Here is a 20,008-nt window from a genome sequence, read left to right as displayed (position 1 = left end):
TTTTCTCCTTTTTCTTTTCCCCAACGTTATTCACACTTATCTTTGGACCAATCTATCCAAGCGTTTTAGGTCTGCAACTGGCAAGGTTGTTTTTTCTAAAAAAGCTGTTTTCAATGACTGCTTCACACTCGATGAAACATGCGGCGCACCATTAACATGAAATCCGCCAATTTTCAAGGGATAAGACTTCTTGATTGGCGCAGAGTATTATATAATTTACTTAAAACGAGCGTAATTTCAATGGATAGGTGGTGACTTCAATGTTAGAAAATTTATCTATCAACTTGCATCGGGACAAAGCATTTTCTCGACAAGTAAAAATCTTGCAAGTGCTAAATGCTGCACCGACAGGGTATCATCCACAAGAATTAGCGACATTACTAGGGCTATCTTTGCCTACAGTTACTAAAGAGCTGAGTATTTTAAGTGACAGTTTGCCAAAAGACCTGGTCAAGATCACACTCTCAGAAACGAACATCGTCTCGATCGCTTATGCGCCGAACGCTTCCATCAATTCTGCCATTCAATACCTGGGGATGGAGACGCTGGAGTTTAAAATCATGACGAGTATTATCGATAATAAAAAATACTCTATTCACCGAGCAACGATTGAATTCGGTTATTCTCGCAGTCATCTTTTACGGACGATCAGCTACATGAACAAGTCGTTGCAAACCTATTCTGTAACTATTGCCACGAATCATCTTGACTTTATTGGTACCGAAGCGGACATCCGATTTTGTCTGTTCGTCTTTTTTTCTGCTTATGGCGATAGCACGATTTTAGATAAGGATAGTCCAGCGGATGCCCGCCTGCTGGTCCAAAAAGCCAAGGAAGCCAACACGAAAGATTTGCATTACAGCCATTACCGACTTGCTCTGTGGCTAAGTATCGCCAAGCGTAGGTGGCGCTATTCTTACTTTTTGACCTTGCCGCCGTCTTTAGAACGCAATCTATTGGAGAAAGAACGCTTCGCTATTTTCTCAGAAATATTAAACGAACATTACTTGAAAAAATACCGAATCATCCACTTGCCGCAACAAGAGCTGCTTTGGATCTTTGTCAATGCGCTCAACTGTCTTTCCTATAGTACGATGGACATCAACGGAGAAAGCGATGCGGATTACATTTTTCACCATACAGAAAGACCAGAAATTATTGCAGAAGCGGCTGCCTTTTTAGAGAAATCCGGCGTCGCTATTCCACCTGCAGCCGCCCACAAGATCATCGCTTATCTCGTAAATCTTCGCCTGCTGACGATGATTTCTGCCAATTATGAGTTTGCTGATCCGCAGATCAAAGCCTTTGTTGAAACGACATTCAAGACGGATTACCTTGCTTGGAATGAGTGGTTGAAACCTTTCAACGATCAAAGCCGCTTCTTTTCCTTTACTCACTTGGAACATATCGCAGTCACATTGACTTTGTTAAGCGAGTTAGCGCCTAATCCCCAGCTGAAAAAACACCTCAAAGTAGCCTTTGCTTTTCAAGGCGGTGCTGGTCTAGATGCTTTCTTAGCCGCATCAACGGAATTATTTAAAAACGACCATACAGAAATCAGTTACTTTTTTGAAGTGGCTCCTGATGAACAAGAATTGATCCATCGGGAAATAGATTTGATCGTCAGCAATTTTGACTTGCATCTGAAAAGCAACACCAAATTTCAGCAACTACGCATTTCAAATGTCCCCACCCTTTCGGACTGGACGATCATCCACAAAACGATTGAACAGCTGATTCAGCCAAGAATCACACCGATTCGTTGACCTAAGGAAACTGACGGCCTTCTTGAAGGAAGCGCCGCCAGTTTTTCATTGCGCGGTTTGCTATTTTGACCCTTTCCTAAGTATCCATTTTTCTTTTCTCTTAGCGTGTCTATTTTTTTCACATCAGAAAAAAATCAGACCTTTTTTGCAAGATTCCTCTCCTAATAAACGCTTTTCCATTCAAGCGCAGCGGAGAAAGCCCCTGTCTTGTTTTTATGTGCTGTTCGTAATCCCTGAAAAGTTGGCCTGCTTCGTGGATTTTTTAATAAATGAAATTTTAGCGGATATCCTTAGCCACAAATGTGAAATTCGTTATTTTAAAAGCAAAGAAACATACGGTCATAACAGACTGCATGTTTTAAATAACTTTTGTATCTAATTTTTTTATTTACTAGAAAAAAAAGAAATTTTCTCCCCGCTCCTTTTTTGTATAATAGGTAAAAAGAGAGGGGAACAAACGTGGATTTTATCAAGGAGCTGCAATCCTTCAAAACAATCGTCGAGGAAGGTACGTTTACTAGAGCTGCCGCCAAACTAAACTATGCCCAGTCGACCGTTACGAACCATATCAAAAAGTTAGAAGATGAATTAGAAGTAGCGTTATTTTTGGAAGGAAAAAGCAATGTATTGACCTTGGAAGGCGAATTGTTGAAACAGGAAGTACCCGAACTGATTGCTCACTGGGAGCGGGTCAAAGAACAGTTGATCAATGCTTCCCATACGGTCGAGTATTCGTTGCGGATGGGCATCCTTCAACCGTATGACATTTTGGTTTTGCCTGCACTGCTTCACGATTTTTCGCAGCACTATCCAAAAATAAACTTCGAGATCATCGTGGGCTCAACACTGGAATTAGCCAATGCACTAAATGAAAACCGAATTGATTTCGCCTTATGCTCACTTCCTCACGAGAAACATTTTGCCTACGAGGAATTGTTTCAAGAAGAGCTTTGCTGCATTACCTCAATCTCAAACCCATTAATCATCAATAAGCTAGCCGACCTTGAAGGGAGCCATCTCTATCGTTCCAAGTCTGATTGTCCAGCTCGCACAAAAATTGAAAGCTATCTTGACAATCAGGTTCCTTCGATCCATTGGGAGTCTGTCAGCAATATCAGTACGATTCCTTACTTGATCGAACGAACTGGATACTGCAGTCTGATCCCTCGTTCCATCATTGAGCAAACTCATGCTCGAGTAAAAATCGTCTCGCTTCCTTTGCCTCATCCCCACATGTCGATCGGCTTATTGTCAAAACATCCACTGATGCTTTCTCCCAGCATCACAAAAAATTTTGTCGTCGAGCTAAAAATGCGTTTACTATCTTTGTTATAAAACGGTTTTAATCCGCATTGATTTTTATGCAATGATGCTTTTTCCAGAAAAATAATGTCAGTCATTTTGTAAACTTCGTCACAGCGGGAAACAAAAGAGCTGCACCAAGTCTTTACGTATTAAAGACTTGGTGCAGCAGGTTTTTTGAATTCGCTTACGGTTATAAAGTTATGAGATGGTATCTTTTCTCTCGATTCGATTTTTTGTTATCATTTTACTTTTTTTATGCAACCTGATACGATTATTCATGTAAACCGAAGAAAAATCAGAAAAGATGTCGTTATTCTTAACATTTCCGATTTTTTCTCCGATTGTAAAAAATAGAAACGTTTTTTCATCATTTACAAAGTATACTCAATTTTGAAGCGACGAGTTCTCAAGAAACTGAGGCTTGTACCCCGCAGGGCAAAGTCTTTGGGTAGTTATTGCTCAAGGAAGCTGTTTTTGCAATTGTCAGAAAAAATAGACGATGAGAAAAGGAGGAAAAACCATGTTTATCATTGAAGCGATCTTCAGCTTTTTAAGAGACGCATTAGGTGTGATCCTAGCTATTCTCTTAGGGACGCTTTGCTTGTCGATGGTAGTCAATTTGATCGTTATCGTTGTAAAAAACACCTATTCAAAATTTAAAAAGAATTATTAACGAATCGCTATCTTCTAATAGATAGCTTTTTTAGATAGTTTTTTCAATGGTTTTTTCAACCTCTCAGGTCTCTTTTTTGCCTTTGTAGTATCTTTTTTCAAACTCAATCCAAGATTTGCTGAATTCATGGTTAGAAAAGGCACTTTTTAAACCTGAACGCTGCTTAAAGCGAAAGACCTCTTCGCGGTCCATCCCCAATTCCTTGGCAATTCGTTCATCCGACCACTCGTTAGCCACCAACTGCTGCACGATGTTTCCCATCTTCTCGATGCCATGGGTACCACGTGCTCGATTGTGGCGAATCGTTGAAGCGATGCGATTCTCAAAAGGCTTATCGATCACCGTGACCGGAACACTTGGCAATTCCAAGCGGTCTTTTGCTACGATGTACCGATGAAACCCATCGATCAAAATATACTTGTCTTGCTCCTTATCGTGGTAACAAACCAATGGCTGCGTAAAGCCATCTTCTCGAATCGACAGTTCCAGTAAATCCATTTCTGGAGCAGCCACGGTGTTGGGATTATACGTATTCGCGTGAATCTTGCTGACTGGGATCAGCTTCGCCGCTAACACTGGAAAATCGATATCGCTCATGAGGGACTACACTCCTTTTTAGAAATGAATAATTTTTTGTTTGGCGATAGACCGCAAACCCTTTTGATTCCAAAAGGGCAATTTCACTAGGCTGGTTACTAGAAGCGAGAATCTCTGCTTCTGGGTAGTTGCGGCTGATATCCACCAACATTTTCCGTAAAAGAAACTTTTTAAATTGAGCGGCTGGATTTTTTTCATAAAATTCCCCTAGCTCCACTTTGTTGGCGCCTTTTTCATAATAAGAAAAAGCAGTCACCCGTTTTTCGTCATCAAGAATCACGTACCAGTAGCAGTTCTCATCATTGACTAAGTACGGAAATTGCTGCTGATACACCCGTTCTGCAAAAAAAGCCCCCATCAATTGATAGAATTGGCTTTTCTTATACGGTGGAAAAAATAAAACCAATCGTTCGTTCACAAAACCCTTCCTCTCTAAGGACGCACTCGTCCATCGTTAGGTGATTTTTTTCGTTAAATACTCGTATTTGGCATTCAATTTTTTTAACTGATACTTGGGTAAATGCTCGATCCCCAAAGCCGCCCCAAAATCGACCGCCAACTCATACAATTCAGACTCATCTTTTTTCGTCAAACTATATTGTCGCGTACTCAAAGAAAAATCATTTTTTTCTAACGCACGAGCGATCCCTTTCCAGTCATGCCAGAGTACTTCGTTTTTCAGCCAGTCCTTACGTTTGGTCACATCGGGTATATCTTCCACTTCGATCCCGTGCTTTTCTCGATAATGATCAATCAAAATCGTGATTTTGCGGTAATAATGATCCTGTAATTTCTTTGAATAAAGTCCAATTGATTCCAGTAAAAAGACCGCATACTCTTGCCAAGTCATATGACTGGGCTTTCTCGTATTGTAATGCGCCAATAATCCCGTCTGGGCATACAAGCGACCAAAATTGGCTCCTGACACACGATTTACGACGCGTTCCCACGTTTCCGGTTCCACCAAAGCATATTGGTACAAGCCTTTTCGTTGCTGCATACCGTAAGGCTGACAGATCCGCATTTGATGGATCGGAACGCCATGATCATATAATTTTTCATAAAAGCCATTGATCGGCCAGTCAAAATGGGCATAGGCTCCCCACACATCTTCGGTCTTCCAATCATAGATGGGGTAAAAATTAACGACCATTGAATCTGCTACTTGCCGTTTGATCCAGCATTGCTTCCGAAAGTTATACTTTGGCGATGTGATCGATCGATACCGATACAGACTTTCCTGGGTTCGTATCCCCACACCACAAGCAACCGGCTCAAACTGATGATAGCTTGCGTACCAATGAGCAAAGTTTCGTAAGAACTTATCAGGGTTCATATTTGCACTCTGATAGATTTCCATCAATGATTCATCTAAATCAGCAAGTGAAATCGCATCTTTTGGCATCGGCTGCACCCACTTCTCATGTTCTTGTTCATCCCACATCAGCCATTGTGGCTGAAAGACGCTGGTATTGTTGTCCTCGTAAAAGGGCAAACAGAAGTGGAAGGTCTGATTGATACTTGGTAACGCTTTGATTTTTTCCATGAACGTTCTCGTAGCATCATAATTTGCCTCGATATCTAAAATCAGCAGATCAAAAGTTTTCTTTTTTTGTCGGGCGACTTGGTCAGCCAACTGAATCATGGCACCGCTATCTTTTCCACCACTGAAAGAGAAATAAACATGGGGAAAGGTATCAAAAATATATTCCAGGCGCGTCATCGCCGCTTCCAGCACATTATCCTTACAATATTTCTTCATAAAAGCTCATGTCCTCATTTTATTTGTCCTTTTTTTGAATAAGTATTACATTCTAGTATAAAGTTTCACTTAGCTTCTTACAAGGACTTAAGGGAGATTTTGCATTCGATACATGCAAATAATTGTTAGCTATCATTGCAATGTGTTCCTCATTGCTCACTACTATTCCTAGTAATCAAGAAAAATAGTAGAAAAATTCCTTCTGAAACAAGTTTTATTGCTTTTCTTGATTCATTCAGCCAAAAGGGTTTGAAGGACTTTTTCAATACGCTTCACTTGTTTTTCATTGAAGTGGGACAGCCATTCTTGATCCGCAAGTAAACGCTGAATCTCTTGCTGAAGGTCTTTGTATCGACTGGCTTCCTGGATGTTTTCAGTCATCTTCAAGAAATTACTAATTTTTTCTCCTTTAGGCAGCAGTACATACTCTTGCTTGATCCCTTCAAACTTGTCTTCATGATCAATCACCAAAAGTTGAGTGATCAAATCATGAGCGATCCACCGATGATAGGAGTTTTTATGGGTATGCAATGCCCAGATCCGTTCCCATTCATCATAAATCAGCTAAGGGTTTTTAACGGCTACTTCTTTAATGATCAAATAACTATTAAAATACTCATTGATATGATTTTGACCATCAACGATATTCTCCACTAGCCTCTCTCTTACCTTTCGATCATCGATCGCCGTTTGCACAAACGGTTGGGGATCAAACGATGTTGTCTGAAAATGACGCGCGATTTCTTGGTAGTCCATGCTTTCACCTTCTTTAAAAATTATAAGATTATTTTTCATGTTTGAACCTATATATGTATTTTAACAGAATTCAAGTACGAAAAAGACTACCTAAATGCTTCTTCCCCTCTTTCTGGTATTCCTCCTATTATTCATGTGAAAAATAAAAACGATCAGAATCATTCTCTGATCGTTTTTACTTTATTACGTTTTATCTTTTCGGATTAGCTTCGAGCAATCGTCAAAACGTATTGATCTCCCTGCTCACAACAATCTTTTTGGTGAACTTGAACTTGTGCGCTAAATATCACTTTTATTGCTTTAGGTACTTTAAGCTGACAAGTGACAATCTTCTCGGATTTTTGCCAAGAAGTGGTGATCATCCCATGTATGGATCGATAGCTTCCCTTAACAAAATGTAAATCCTCTGGCACATAAGGGGAGAAGAACAAGCAGTCAGTACCTTCACTGTCCTCTGTTACTTTCAGTCCTAGTAGATTTGTGACAAACCAGCTGCCATATGATGAGAACATTGCATGGTTCAGCGAAGAACCCGGCATCGCTTCAAAGTATTCGCTCAATACACCCCTGTTTTGCTGAATCATATTGAAAAAGCTCGGGTGTTTTTTTCTAGTTAACCAACGATAAATCAACTGTGGTTGATCTGAAAAAATTTCATATGACCATGCCATGCCAAAAATACCGCAAGTAATAAGCGAATCCGCTGCTTGAATCTGAGCTGCCAAACGTTCGATAAACACAACTTCATCTTTTACTAAACCAGCTTTTAATGCAAAGACGGACGAAGAGTGGCTGCCACTTTGAAAAGTACCATCAGGATTTTTGAACTCCTCATTGATCTGCGCCTCCGATTGAGCGATTCTTTCATTCAGCTGTTCATTTTGTTCCGATGATAAGGCTAATTTAGGCGACAATAATCGATACTTCTTCAATAAAATCAAGTACATTGCAGCAGAACAAAATTCTCGATCAGGTGGTGTTTCTTTACCGTTGATTATCTTAGTCTCTAAAGCACCCCAATCGCCAAGGCAGCATTGCTTGATATAGTCATAACTAAAGCTTAGCAAGTAATTCAAGTGCTGTTTCAACCCATCTCGAATAGGCGTTGTTAAGAAGTGAGTCCCATAATATTTGATCAATTTGATCGCTATTTCTGGTAAGACCAACTGCCATCCCAAAGACCCAGCTTTATCACTTGGTCCATAGGTCTGAATCCCCATATAAGGTGCTGTTTGCGTGATTCCACCGATTATCGTCTGGTCGTAGAGAAAATCAGCCAATACTTTTCTCAGCAGATTTTCGGAATCAAATAACGTAAGCTGTGACTCCAACAAGGCTGCGATATCCCCACCATAACCTAAACGTTCCCGCGCGCAATCTTCATAATAGGAATGGATATTGTTTTTTTTCGTCTGAACATGTGCCTCAAAAAGCTGATTCAATGATTCATCTGAAGAATCGAATGTTGTGATTTGACTCATTTCTGTATAAGTCGGAAATGCTTCGATTTTCTCGATCTCGAAAGAAGCACCTCTTTTTTCATAGATGGAAACATAACGAAAAGAATGATACGTAAACTGATTCTCGAAAATAGTCACACCCACACTTGTCGTAAATTGATCCTTTTGAATCACAGGATCTTCCGCAGCAATCTTCATCTCAGGATCATCTACCCCATACGTACTGGTTGTCGTTGTAGAATAGTCCAATTCATTCGATTCGGTTATTTTTTCGGCATATTCGATACAAATCTGCTGGTTATCTGCCCTAACAGCCAATCTGATTTGACCCGAAATAATCCGACCGAAATCGATCAAGTAATGATTGTCCTGTTTCACAATCGATTTGGGTGTAAGTCCAGATTCTCGTTTGATTTTCTCAATAAAACTAGGAGTAAGTATTCCACCGGGACCAGGTATTTCAACTGTCGTCAAGTCAACTTTTCGGCATTCGTGTGCAGCCATGAAGCGACCGCTAAAATCTCTTATTTCCCCTATATAAAGATTATCAAACACGAGATTTGTCGCCGATGCTTGCCAACTGCTATCAGAGCATAAGCACTCAGTAATCGTTCCATTTTGATATTGACTTACTTGGCAAATCATCATCGGTTTGCCGACTGCTAGACGATGACGCATATTGTATTTCCCTAAAAGTTTCAATGGGGCTGCTGTATACCAACCATTTCCTAAAAACACTTGAATTAGATTTTGACCCTGATGTAAAAAATCGTTGATTTTATACGTGTCGTAATATACACAAGCCGAATAATTGGTTACATCAGAATTTAAAAAATAATCATTGATTTTCTTGTTATTAATATAAACGTCATAATACCCAAGCCCTGCGATATCTAAAAAGGTATCTGCCTGTTTATTCTTGATCACCAGTTGTCTTTCAAAACAGATATTGCCTCGTGGACGATAAAAGGTATGTTCTTTTTCAATCGGATCATCTAAGCGTGTGATCCAAGAAGCTGTTTCTAATTGTCCATTAGCTGAATAAAACACTGTCGCCGCTCTTACTATTGACTCAGCGGTCTCTTCTGACAAATCCAGAAGCTGAACAACAAATTTTTTCCGTTTTTTACCACATATGGACAATTTTAAGTATCGAAACACTTCGTCACTACCTACGGCTGATCGATATATCTGTTTGTTTTCGTGATAGATGATCAGTTCTGCGTTTTGTAAGTCGATATCAAGTGCTGCCCAATCAATTTTAATCGGCTGTTCAAGATCCACCGACCAGTTATTTTCTTTGCCGTTGACACGCATTGTTTCCATAGAACCTTCCCTCTCTTACTGCTGACATTCACTAGCAGCCGTTGTTGATTATGCCAAAATTCCTAGCAGAGAAAGTGCTACCCCAGCAACCATGATAGCAATAATAATGCGAACGGCATTTTTTGCACTCTTTCTCTTTAGAAGATAGTAAATTCCGATAGTCAACAGGAATGGAAACAAGTTCGGCATGATGCCATCAAGCATTTCTTGAACATTGATCGTTGATTCTCCTACTGTGTATTCAATTGCAGTGTTGATTCGAACGGTTGTGACGATCAACGAGCCCACGACCATCATACCTACGACATTCCCCATTGTTGAAAGACGTCTCAAAATGTTGTTGCCGTCTTTCCCCGTTAAAAGAGCCGAGCCTTTTTCATAACCAAGCATCAATCCTTTGTATTTGATGGGCCAAATAGTTAAGGAGAATAAAACAAAGAATAAGATCGGACCAATTGGATTGCCTTCAATCGCTAACCCTGATGCAATACTCATATAAATCGGAACAACAGTCATTGCTAACAAACTATCCCCTAACCCGGCAAACGGACCCATCAGTCCCGTTCTAACCGCAATAACTGACTCCTTTTGGGTCTCCGGTGTCTGTTCTTCCATCGCCATTGTAATCCCTAAAATAGGACCATAAACATATGGGTTAGTGTTGAAAAATTCCAGATGCCGACGAATCGCTGCCACACGTTCCTCTTTAGGCTTATCCCCGTATAGCCGTTTCAACGTTGGAACGATCGAATAATATGCACCTAATGCCTGCATCCGCTCGAAGTTGCTTGTCGCCATCAACAAATTTGATCGAAAAAATGATTTTCTTAGTTCTGATTTGATCACGTCATCTTGTTGTACTTTGTTCGTCATAGATCATAGTCCCCCTCACTTCTTTCTACATTGACTGCTTCTTTTTCATTTTTATTGATAATCAAGTCGTACAACGCTGCTAAACTAATCCCAATCAATGAGATGGCAATGGTCCCTAACCCTAAATAAGCGGAGAAAACAAAGCCCAATAGCAAAAAGATCCACATGTTTTTCCCCATCATCATCATAAGTAGCATTCCCATCCCCACAACAGGAATAATCCCCGCTGCGACAGTCAAGCCGTCAAACACTTGCTCCGGTATGAAATCAAGAACAGATTCCACCGCTGGTCCACCAAAGTATGATGCCAAAAAGACCGGTACCGCTCCAGCAACAAAACTCAACGGAATCCCCAAATAGTTATAGCGTGCTACTTTGTCAAAATCACCCGTTTCAACGGCTTTATCCGCTTGATGGAGGAAGAAAATATTGACTGTATTCGTCAACATAATAATTTGCTGACACAACAATGCCGTAGGAACAGCAACTGCTAAACCTGTAGCCAAGCCTCCTCCAGTCATACTTGCAATTGCCACCCCAATGATTGCACCTGTCGCTTCATTCGGTGGTACATAAGCCCCAATCGCCGCATTAGCAAGCCACATCATCTGCAACGTTCCACTGATCACTAACCCTGTCGTTACATCCCCCATAATCAGACCTGCAACAGATCCTGCTAGGATTGCTTTCGGGGTACCTGTCCATAAGGTTCTTTCATCAACCGTACAAATCCCTGCCCAAATCGCCAACATTAAACACTGTATCAACATGATTATTTTTCACTCCTTTCAATCTCTTTTAAGGTGATGATTTTATCCGAAGGAATCATCTGAATTTCTACAGCGACTCCTTTTTTTTGTATAAGTTGAAGGGCTTTCAATTCATCTTCGGATAAAGAAACAGCTTTGGTATATTGCTTTCTGCCCGGTTTGTTTTTCATCCCACCAACATTCAACGTATCAAAGGCAACTTCTCCTGTACAAAGACTGAGTGCATCAATCGAATTGGTCAGCAGAATCAACGTTCTACGTTTGATCGTCGTCTTGTGGTAGACCTCGATAAACTTATCTATACCAAATGTTTTCACTAAAACATCCTGCGGTGCCATCATGTCAAAAACTGATTTTTGAACAGGGTCATTTACAATATCATCATTAACAATCAAAATTTGCTCAATTTTTTTCTGTTTGACCCAAGTCGTCACTACCTGTCCATGGATCAACCGATCATCGATTCTAACTAGTTCAATAGCCACTTTATAATTCCTCCTCTTCTTTTGCCGTTGCTTCTAGTGGTGCCACTTCGATTTTCTTAAAAATCAACGGCAGCACTTGCTTTATACTATCTTCGAACTTCACAAATGACTGATTACGATTATTAGCAATCTCCAATAAGACCGCTAAATTCAATCCAGAATAGGCGATAAAGTTTTCCTGTTGATGATTTAATAAAATAATTGCTGCAGCATTACTAGGAGTGCCGCCATAAATATCACTTAAAATCAGCAAACCGTCCTCGGTATTTAATTTCTCGATCTTTGCCTCCATCACCTCGACAAATCCAGAAAGATCAGTACCTGGTTCTAAAGCTACTGCTTCGATATTTTCTACCGTTCCCAAAATCATTTTCAAGCTGTTCAATGCCTCTTGAGCAAATTTCCCATGGCTTGCTAATAAGACGCCTATTTTGTTTTCCATATCCTCGCTCCTTTCACTTTTCTTTATGCAATTTGCGTGCCAACTTTTTTATTTACTGAAATAATAGGCTTTCCCACAGATAATAAGACACATCCCATACACATAATTGTTCACTTTTATAAAAATGTTTCGCTGCGATACGCTTCAATACACATGAGACGATCCAACAATGCATGAGAGACACATCCCTTTAGGAAGGAGTATTGCTTTTACGAAGATTATCGGTATAGTTAGACATGAGGTGAACGATTGATGAAACGAATAGATAAAATATATGCTTTTTGTTTAGAAGTAACCGCCGATTTGACGCGATCAGATTTAGTAAAACAACCTGATGTTGGAATCACCGCAATGTTTGTGGCAAAGCAATTAGGACTGATGCGAAACAATGTCTCGGCTGATCTAAATGCATTAGTAAAAGAAGACAAACTGATCAAAATCACAGGAAAACCTACTCGTTTTCTCTGCAAGCGTAGCCTTGAGAAGCTCTTTTCTTTGCGATATATTCCATTGCAAACGATTTCTAGCATTGAGGAGATCGTCGCTTTGTCAAAAAGTAAATCATCAGACCGACCATTCGAGACACTGATTGGTGCTCATAAAAGCTTAGCACCCGTTATTCAATTAGCCGAAGCCGCAATCAATTATCCTCCGAGAGGATTACATACGATGATCTTGGGTGAATCAGGAACTGGAAAAAGCCTACTGGCTGAAAAAATGTACGAGCATGGTAAAAAAGAAGGGGTGTTTTCTCAAGAAGCACAGTTTGTCACCTTAAATTGTGCGGATTATTCCACCAACCCGCAACTGCTACTGGGACAGCTATTTGGAAGTAAGAAAGGCGCTTATACTGGGGCTGAAGCAGATAAAAAAGGCTTGATTGAGATTGCAGATAACGGTGTATTATTCCTTGATGAAGTCCATCGATTGCCTCCTGAAGGTCAAGAGATGCTATTCCAATATATTGATAAAGGCAGTTACTATAAACTAGGAGAAACGCAAGATAAAACGTATGCGTCTGCACTCTTGATCATTGCCACTACTGAACCACCTAATTCTGTTTTGTTGGATACCTTTAAACGACGTATTCCAGTTTCCATTCAGATGCCTAGTTTGAACAATCGTGATCTTTCAGAACGCCTGGAACTTATTTTTCATCTCTATGACCGTGAAAGTAAAAAAATCAACGCTCAGATCACTGTTGATGGAAAAGCCGTTGCCTCCTTATTGACCTACACGCCAATTGGAAACATCGGACAACTGAAAAGCGATATCCAGCTGTCCGTAGCCCGAGGGCTTTTAGAAAAGAAAAAGACACAGGCTGAAAAAGTCTTGATTACCCAAGAGTTCTTCCCACCTTCAGTCATGTCTGCTTTTATTTCGACCACTCAAAAAGAAAAAAAGATCATCAACACATTGATCGACCGAGAAGCTTTTATTTTCGGGAGTGAATCTTTCTTGCATGAACCTATTGAAGGTGACTATGATTTTCTGGAATTTTTCCAAGAAAAGAAAGACGGCTACTCAATCACCAAAGCATTTAATGATTACAGTCAAAAAATCGCTAAGCAACGGCTGATGAACGAACAGTTCACTTTCCTTTTGAATGAAGACATAAAAAATATCATGTTGATCGTTTCCGATATTTTGTATGAAGAATGTGACATTATCATAAGTGACACTATCAGTACTGCCTTTGCTTTGTACATGTACAGTCGCTCTGCAGAAGGAAAAGCACCGACTTTGGATCTGAGCAAAAAAATCGCTGATAAAAAAGTGACGAATGCACTGAGAAGGATCATACGAAAGCTAGAAAACCAATATTCACTCTTCTTCTCTGAAGATGACATTCTTGTTCTATCGGAAATAATTACATCGATAAAAAACAACGAAAAACAAACTAGCGATTTTGGTATACTCGTTTGTGCACATGGTGACCGAGTGGCGACTGAATTAAGCCATACGATCAATCAGCTTTTAGGTAAAGAGATTATAGTACCGATTGATATGCCACTTCAGGCTGCCCCAAAAGAAGTCTATGATAAAATCAAGCAATTGATTGTGGAACTAGACTATGAAAACTGTTTATTGTTTGTCGATATGGGCTCCATGACTGGGATTGAAGGACAAATCAAAGAAGAAACCGGTAAGAACTTATTTATTCTTGAACGAATCGATACTCTGTTACTGCTTGAAGCCGCAAAAAACAAAGAATTACTTTCAATGGAACTGGCTTTGACCGCAATGTCACTGGCTGATTTGGAGAAAAAAAGAAGCCACGGTATTCAGCAAAAAATCAATCAATACTTTGGTATCAAAAAGCGAAAAGTCATTTATACTGTTTGCCGTACTGGTGAAGGAACTGCCAAATTTTTAGAAACAAATTTAAAGAGCAGCTTTCAGAATTTCGGTATTTACGACGTGGATATCAAACCGATCAGTGGCAATGATGCACGATCCGTCACCGAATTCATTGATAAACATAACGATTACGAAATTCTCGCAATGGTCGGTACATTAGATCCTAAAATTGCCTTTATCCCTTTCATCTCCTTGCAAGAAATCATCTTAAACAATGGTCTGCACAAGCTAATCAAACTTGCTGGTGGTGTATTAAAAAAAGAGCAAACTGCTACGTCAGAGCTTTACACACGTGATATCGTCATTGACATGGGGATCGAATCCGTAGACAAATACCTCTACTTGCTTTCGGGTTTTAAACTAAAAGACACTTTAAAGTCTTTGGTCGTCCAATTAGAAACAGCTTTTGGCATGACTTTTTCCAATTCGATCATCTTAAACACATTGGTCCATACGGCTTATTTGATTGAACGTTTGTTACTAAAAGGGAATGAATTGGCTTATCCCGATACAAACAAACATGATGAAACTACATTAAGATCAATCAAAACGGCACTAACAGAAATTGAAAAACAGTTTATGATCACGATTTCTGACGATGAATGTTATTTCCTATTGGATATCATTTTGGAAAAATAATGAACGCCATCACTACTTGGTAAAATAAAAAAGGCAAACCTACAAACAGGTTTGCCTTTGTTTTCTACATTCTTCAAAAACTATTTCACGCATAGCTGCGAGATGCTGGATCACGCGTCCTTTCTCCGAATACCTCGGTCGGTAGGCATTTTGATCCATTGTTCGGGTGGACGTTTTCTGATTTTTTTTGGTGCAAACATCAGTTGAACCGTTCTCTTGACAAAGTTATTTCGGTATACGTTTTCCATAACTTGCACGCCCTTTTCAATTGAATTAGGAAGTGGTAACGCCGGTCGTTCTTCCTACCTTTATTATAAGCGTGAAGACGGGACAAAACAAACAATATAGCTGGAAATTTCCAGCTTTCTTTCCCTCAACTTTGTAGTCGATTGCTCGGTAAATTGGTACGATCCATTGAATAATATTCAACTAGCCATCGTATATTTATTGAAAACCCAAATGAAAAATTACAGAAAAAGTTGATTTCCACTCGAATAAATAGCCGAAAGGCCGAGTTTTTGAATGAAAAATCGTTTCACTTTACTTTTTCTTAAATTTTAATTATTATTCTTTTGAAATAAGATTAATGAAGGAGATAAAAACATGGAAAAATACCAAGTGTTCCCTGGTCAAAACTATCAGGCAAATGTTATTGGCTTTACCGGTTTACAAGAAGTTAGTGTGATTCATGTTTACGAAAATACTGCGACTGTTCTAATCAAAGAAACAGCTGAAACAGGTGTTGCGAAATTATGTAATTTTCTAGTGGGTGCAACACAATTAGTTAGTTGATGCTTTGTAATTAATCAAAACATGATGGAGCAATTTGCCATCCAGCATGTTGTAGGAAATCGCTCCAGAGATACTCGTCTGTGAGATTGCCTTTTTCCTATTCATCAATTACAGTAGTATTTTTATTTATCTACTCAATATCTCTCTACTTTATATATAAATAGTGTTAGAATGAACAAAAGGAAACGTATCAGGCTTCCCCCAAGAGAATCTTCCCCAAGTACTCTTGTCTGGTACGTTTCCTATTTTTGTGGCGAAAAAGCCACAGACCAATGGTAGCCCTTTACTCTGTGAAAAGCAAGCATTCAAAATTGATTTTTTCTTTATTTTTTTATTTTCCTTCCTCAAATTCCCTTTAAAAAGCAGGCAAAAACCCACCTCTCGACGAAAAGGTGGGTTTTTTTATAACGATGATTATTCACGAATAATAAGTTCGTAAGGCAGAATGATCTGCTCTTGTTTTCTTTCTTGAAACAAGCGAAAGGCTTCTTTGCCGCATTGATCCAGATGAAACTCAACGGAAGAAAAGTGCAGCATATGACTGATGAGCAGGTTTTCTTGCCCAATCACGATGGGTGCTGTCCCGTGGGAGTATTGATTTAAGATCATCGCTGCGATCTCGTCCCCATTTGTGATCACCCCATCGATTCCTCGTTCCTTAAAAAATGCAGCTGCGGGAATCCCATCTTGTGCTTTGATACAATCCCAATAAATATCTGCTTCAGAAAAATTAGGAAACAGCTCCTTGGCTTTTGCAATCGTGTTGACTGAATTGCAGCTGAGGCGTTTGCTACGCCCGAGCGTCAGTCCCAAGCGTTTTACACCTTGTTCTTTCAAATACTTGATACTGGCTGTCACAGAGCCGACCAAGTCGATCGCAACGAAAGGAACGGCAGTACCGGTCGAATTTTCACAAAAAACAATCGGTCCTTTTTCCATGTAGGGATAAAATGTCTCGATATGATTTGCGCGGGTGATGACGATCAAGCCGTCAAATCCCTTTGCAGCGAATTCTTCTAGATATTCTAGCTCCAGCTTCCGATCAAAATTGGTCGGAAGCAACGTCACCTTGTATTTTTGGGCAAAGGCTTCTTCCATGATGCCATTTAAAATTCCATCAAAGAAGGCGTGATTGACAAACGGTACGATGACTCCAATATTATAGGTTTTCCCCGAGCTAAGTTTTTGGGCGATTTTATTCGGTTTGTAATCCAGTTCTTCGATCACCGCCAAAATCGCTGCTCGCTTTTGCTCATCAACATAAGGATGGCCATTGATCACACGAGAGACCGTCGTGATCGAAAAACCAGTAATTTTTGCTATATCGCGAATCGTTGCCATTTCTTTCATTCCTATCTGATTGTTTTGCTCGTGACCTAAGTCTACCATAGAAAATTAGTTGTTCCACTTTCGACAATTTTCTGAAAAGGTCTCTTGATTGATTGTACGGTATGAAACGAGTTTCATAGCAAGACTTAGTTAGACTCCTTGAAAAGAAATTTATTTAAAATCAAAAACTGACTGCCTAGCAGGCTGCAAACGCTGCTTAAGCAATCAGTTTTTCTATTATTTACTGAATCATTTCTTTTGATAAACTTTTACGTTTCTTCGTATATCTTCGCATCAGCAGCTCGATGCCCTTATCCGCAAAGCGTTGCATGTAGGCGGAAAAATTCAACAAGGCAATCAAGAGAATGAGGTTGAGATAGCTGGTATTGCCTAGGTTAAAGAGGTCGCGACCGACGATCAAAGCAGCAAAGTACAAGATCTGAGTGCTGAAAAAAATCATCGTTCGATAGCTGTTGATCGCTGGATAGACTTTTTTCTGGATCAAGCGATAGTTCCAAGCAGTAAAAATAATGCTCATGATCGATAGAGCTTTACTGCTGCTGTTGAACCAATAACCAAAGTTGATGATCAGCAAAGTTCCTACCGTAATCGTCAAGGCTGTTGGAAAAGCATTTTTGAAAATCGTCGTCATAAAGTCCCCTTTGATCCGATTGAAGTCTGGTTCAAAGTTTAAAAAGAAGGTCGGAATGCCGACAAAGCAGGCATTAATGATCGTTAATTGGATCGGCTCAAAAGGATAGGTCGTTCCTGATAACAACGTCCCCATGGTGATCATGATGGAAAATAAGACTTGCACTAGCACCAATGAACCTGAGCGGGTAATGTTATTGATCACTCGGCGGCCTTCATCCATGACCGATGGCAAAGCATCAAATTGATTTTCCAAAAGAACCAGATTTGACACTTGACGCGCAGCATCAACACCAGAAGCCATTGCGATCGAGCAGTCGGCTTCTTTCAGCGCCAAAACATCGTTGACGCCATCGCCAGTCATTGCGACGGTATGCCCTTGTTCTTTCAAGTAGAGCACCATTTCTTTCTTTTGTTGCGGCGTCACTCGACCAAAAATCTGATAGTTGCTGACAGCTTCTTTTAATTCGGTCGCAGTTAATTTTGACACATCGATAAAATCAGCAGCCCCTGGTAGATTGACTTTTTTCGCGATTTGACTGACTGTCACTGGATCATCGCCAGAGATGATCTTGCATTGGATTGCCTGTGAACGAAAATACTCCAAGGTTTCCTTGGCATCTTCACGAATCGTGTCTGACAGTAAATAAAAGCCCAGCGGTTCAATATCCGTCGGCAGTCCTGCCTCCTCATAGCCTTGCGTACTGTGAGCCAAAACGATCACTCGGTAGCCTTCTTCTGCCAGCTGCCTTTCCTGTTTTAAGACAGCTTCATGGTTGGTTCCCAGTAAAATCGACGCAGCTCCGATAAAATAAGTGCCTTGTCCTTCAAACGTGACGCAACTGAATTTACGATCTGATGAAAAAGGGACGACTTGCTGCATCTGGTACGTCGTTTTTTCTGGGAAAAAGGTTCGCAGCGCCATTGCCGTTGGATTCTGATCGGGCAGCTGCGCCATTAAGTTACCAGTGATTTCTGCCAACGGTGTTTCTGAATGAAAGGAAATCGTCTTTTCCACCGTCATCTTGCCTTCGGTGATCGTGCCCGTTTTATCTAAGCAAAGAACATCGACCCGTGCCAAGGCATCAATGCAGTTCAATTCCTGCACCATCACTTTTTTGCGCGCCAGATAGACAGCACTGATGGTCAACGTGACACTCGTCAATAAAAACAAACCTTCGGGGAACATTCCCACAGCTGCCGCCACCGTCCGTAAGATGGCAGTATTGAAAGTTGCATGAGAGAAATAGAACTGTTTAACGAACAAGAGGGTACATAATGGGACCAAAATCAGACTGATCCAACGAATGATTTTGTTTAAACTGCCTTGGATCAAGTATTTTTGTCGTTTGATGGTTTTGGCTTCTTTGTTGATTTTTGCGATATAGTTGTCAGCGCCTACGTGGATCACTTGGCATAACGCTTCGCCAGCAGTGATAAAACTGCCAGAAAACAACTCGTCTGCTGGCTGCTTGTAGATCGTATCCATTTCACCAGTCAGCAAGGATTCATTGACTTCTAAAGATCCTTGAATGACTTTGGCATCCGTCGGCACTTGATCCCCGCTTTTCAGTCGTAACACATCATCCATTACGAGTTTGTGGATCGGCAAGTTCTCCAGCTTGCCATCCCGATAAACATCGGCTTTGGCAACTTTTAGCAATGCCAGCTTATCCAGCGTTCGTTTGGAACGAACTTCTTGAAAGAGATTGATGATCACATTGCTGAAGACAACAAAGACGAACAAGCCGTTTTGATAAGAACCCGTCAAACAGACGAGAAAGAATAGGACACAGTTGATCAAATTGAAAAAGGTAAAGATATTGGTAAAAAGTATTTTCGGGTACGTATTCGTCGTATCCTTTTTTGTCTTATTGACTTGACCGCGTTGCACCCGTGCCTTGACTTCTCCTGACGTCAAGCCAATGGTTTGGTTGTTTTCGATGATCCTCACCCTTTCTATTCTTAGTCATTTACTTTTATTTTGCTGAATATTCAGCAAACTTGCATCAGACTTGGGA

The 20,008-nt window shown here is 40.3% G+C and carries 15 protein-coding genes and 1 pseudogene; 5 read left to right on the top strand and 11 right to left on the bottom strand.

The annotated features are described in order from the left end of the window. Nucleotides 1–260: 260 nt before the first annotated feature. From IGI96_RS10430 to IGI96_RS10420, 3 genes are all read left to right on the top strand, one after another. On the top strand, nt 261–1,766 hold the full coding sequence (locus tag IGI96_RS10430; RefSeq protein WP_438785095.1) for a helix-turn-helix domain-containing protein: 1,506 nt from the start codon (nt 261–263) through the stop codon (nt 1,764–1,766). 459 nt (nt 1,767–2,225) lie between these two features. Then, nucleotides 2,226–3,101 (top strand): LysR family transcriptional regulator, encoded by an 876-nt coding sequence (locus IGI96_RS10425; RefSeq protein WP_016609730.1) that lies wholly within the window; start codon nt 2,226–2,228, stop codon nt 3,099–3,101. Between the two features lie 490 nt (nt 3,102–3,591). Continuing rightward, on the top strand, nt 3,592–3,744 hold the full coding sequence (locus IGI96_RS10420; protein WP_010748814.1) for a hypothetical protein: 153 nt from the start codon (nt 3,592–3,594) through the stop codon (nt 3,742–3,744). 63 nt (nt 3,745–3,807) lie between these two features. Here the strand turns inward: IGI96_RS10420 and IGI96_RS10415 are convergent, their stop codons facing one another. The 9 genes and pseudogenes from IGI96_RS10415 to IGI96_RS10375 all read right to left on the bottom strand — a co-directional run bounded on the left by IGI96_RS10415 (nt 3,808) and on the right by IGI96_RS10375 (nt 12,215). Beyond that, nucleotides 3,808–4,341 carry an IbrB-like domain-containing protein gene (locus IGI96_RS10415; RefSeq protein ID WP_005227576.1) on the bottom strand — a complete coding sequence of 178 codons (534 nt, stop codon included), beginning with the start codon at nt 4,339–4,341 and terminating at the stop codon, nt 3,808–3,810. Then, a complete protein-coding gene (locus IGI96_RS10410; protein WP_074934567.1) occupies nt 4,268–4,759 on the bottom strand; it encodes a hypothetical protein in 492 nt (163 codons plus the stop codon). Before IGI96_RS10410 ends, IGI96_RS10415 begins: the two co-directional genes overlap by 74 nt. A 36-nt stretch (nt 4,760–4,795) precedes the next feature. Beyond that, on the bottom strand, nt 4,796–6,103 hold the full coding sequence (locus IGI96_RS10405) for a DUF3440 domain-containing protein (protein ID WP_086339116.1): 1,308 nt from the start codon (nt 6,101–6,103) through the stop codon (nt 4,796–4,798). Between the two features lie 231 nt (nt 6,104–6,334). Then, nucleotides 6,335–6,859, bottom strand: a pseudogene (locus IGI96_RS10400) (hypothetical protein). Between the two features lie 203 nt (nt 6,860–7,062). Then, nucleotides 7,063–9,645: a family 78 glycoside hydrolase catalytic domain gene (locus IGI96_RS10395; RefSeq protein WP_086339115.1), complete on the bottom strand. Its 2,583-nt coding sequence runs from the start codon at nt 9,643–9,645 to the stop codon at nt 7,063–7,065. Nucleotides 9,646–9,693: 48 nt separating this feature from the next. After that, on the bottom strand, nt 9,694–10,518 hold the full coding sequence (locus IGI96_RS10390; protein WP_074536577.1) for a PTS system mannose/fructose/sorbose family transporter subunit IID: 825 nt from the start codon (nt 10,516–10,518) through the stop codon (nt 9,694–9,696). Further along, on the bottom strand, nt 10,515–11,288 hold the full coding sequence (locus IGI96_RS10385) for a PTS mannose/fructose/sorbose/N-acetylgalactosamine transporter subunit IIC (RefSeq protein ID WP_086339114.1): 774 nt from the start codon (nt 11,286–11,288) through the stop codon (nt 10,515–10,517). Before IGI96_RS10385 ends, IGI96_RS10390 begins: the two co-directional genes overlap by 4 nt. A gap of 2 nt (nt 11,289–11,290) precedes the next feature. Next, nucleotides 11,291–11,773, bottom strand: coding sequence for a PTS system mannose/fructose/N-acetylgalactosamine-transporter subunit IIB (locus IGI96_RS10380; RefSeq protein WP_086339113.1), 483 nt, complete (start codon nt 11,771–11,773; stop codon nt 11,291–11,293). 1 nt (nt 11,774) lies between these two features. Further along, nucleotides 11,775–12,215 (bottom strand): PTS sugar transporter subunit IIA, encoded by a 441-nt coding sequence (locus IGI96_RS10375; RefSeq protein WP_086339112.1) that lies wholly within the window; start codon nt 12,213–12,215, stop codon nt 11,775–11,777. Nucleotides 12,216–12,467: 252 nt separating this feature from the next. On the opposite strand from IGI96_RS10375, the gene IGI96_RS10370 reads away from it, so the two are divergent. Together IGI96_RS10370 and IGI96_RS10365 are read left to right on the top strand one after the other, a co-directional pair. After that, the gene (locus IGI96_RS10370) at nt 12,468–15,215 is read left to right on the top strand and encodes a sigma 54-interacting transcriptional regulator (RefSeq protein WP_086339111.1); all 2,748 of its coding nucleotides are present in this window, start codon (nt 12,468–12,470) and stop codon (nt 15,213–15,215) included. Between the two features lie 603 nt (nt 15,216–15,818). Next, the gene (locus IGI96_RS10365; protein ID WP_005227564.1) at nt 15,819–16,007 is read left to right on the top strand and encodes a hypothetical protein; all 189 of its coding nucleotides are present in this window, start codon (nt 15,819–15,821) and stop codon (nt 16,005–16,007) included. Nucleotides 16,008–16,421: 414 nt separating this feature from the next. On the opposite strand, the gene IGI96_RS10360 is transcribed toward IGI96_RS10365, so the two are convergent. Together IGI96_RS10360 and IGI96_RS10355 are read right to left on the bottom strand one after the other, a co-directional pair. Further along, nucleotides 16,422–17,348, bottom strand: coding sequence for a LacI family DNA-binding transcriptional regulator (locus IGI96_RS10360; protein WP_176324019.1), 927 nt, complete (start codon nt 17,346–17,348; stop codon nt 16,422–16,424). Nucleotides 17,349–17,577: 229 nt separating this feature from the next. Next, nucleotides 17,578–19,941 (bottom strand): HAD-IC family P-type ATPase, encoded by a 2,364-nt coding sequence (locus IGI96_RS10355; RefSeq protein ID WP_086293993.1) that lies wholly within the window; start codon nt 19,939–19,941, stop codon nt 17,578–17,580. Between the last annotated feature and the right edge of the window lie 67 nt (nt 19,942–20,008).

The organism is Enterococcus sp. DIV0421, assembly GCF_051713745.1.
In the GTDB taxonomy this organism is placed as follows: domain Bacteria; phylum Bacillota; class Bacilli; order Lactobacillales; family Enterococcaceae; genus Enterococcus_D; species Enterococcus_D casseliflavus.
The sequence above is the reverse complement of the archived record's forward strand: the minus strand, read 5'-3'. Positions and strand labels throughout refer to the sequence as shown.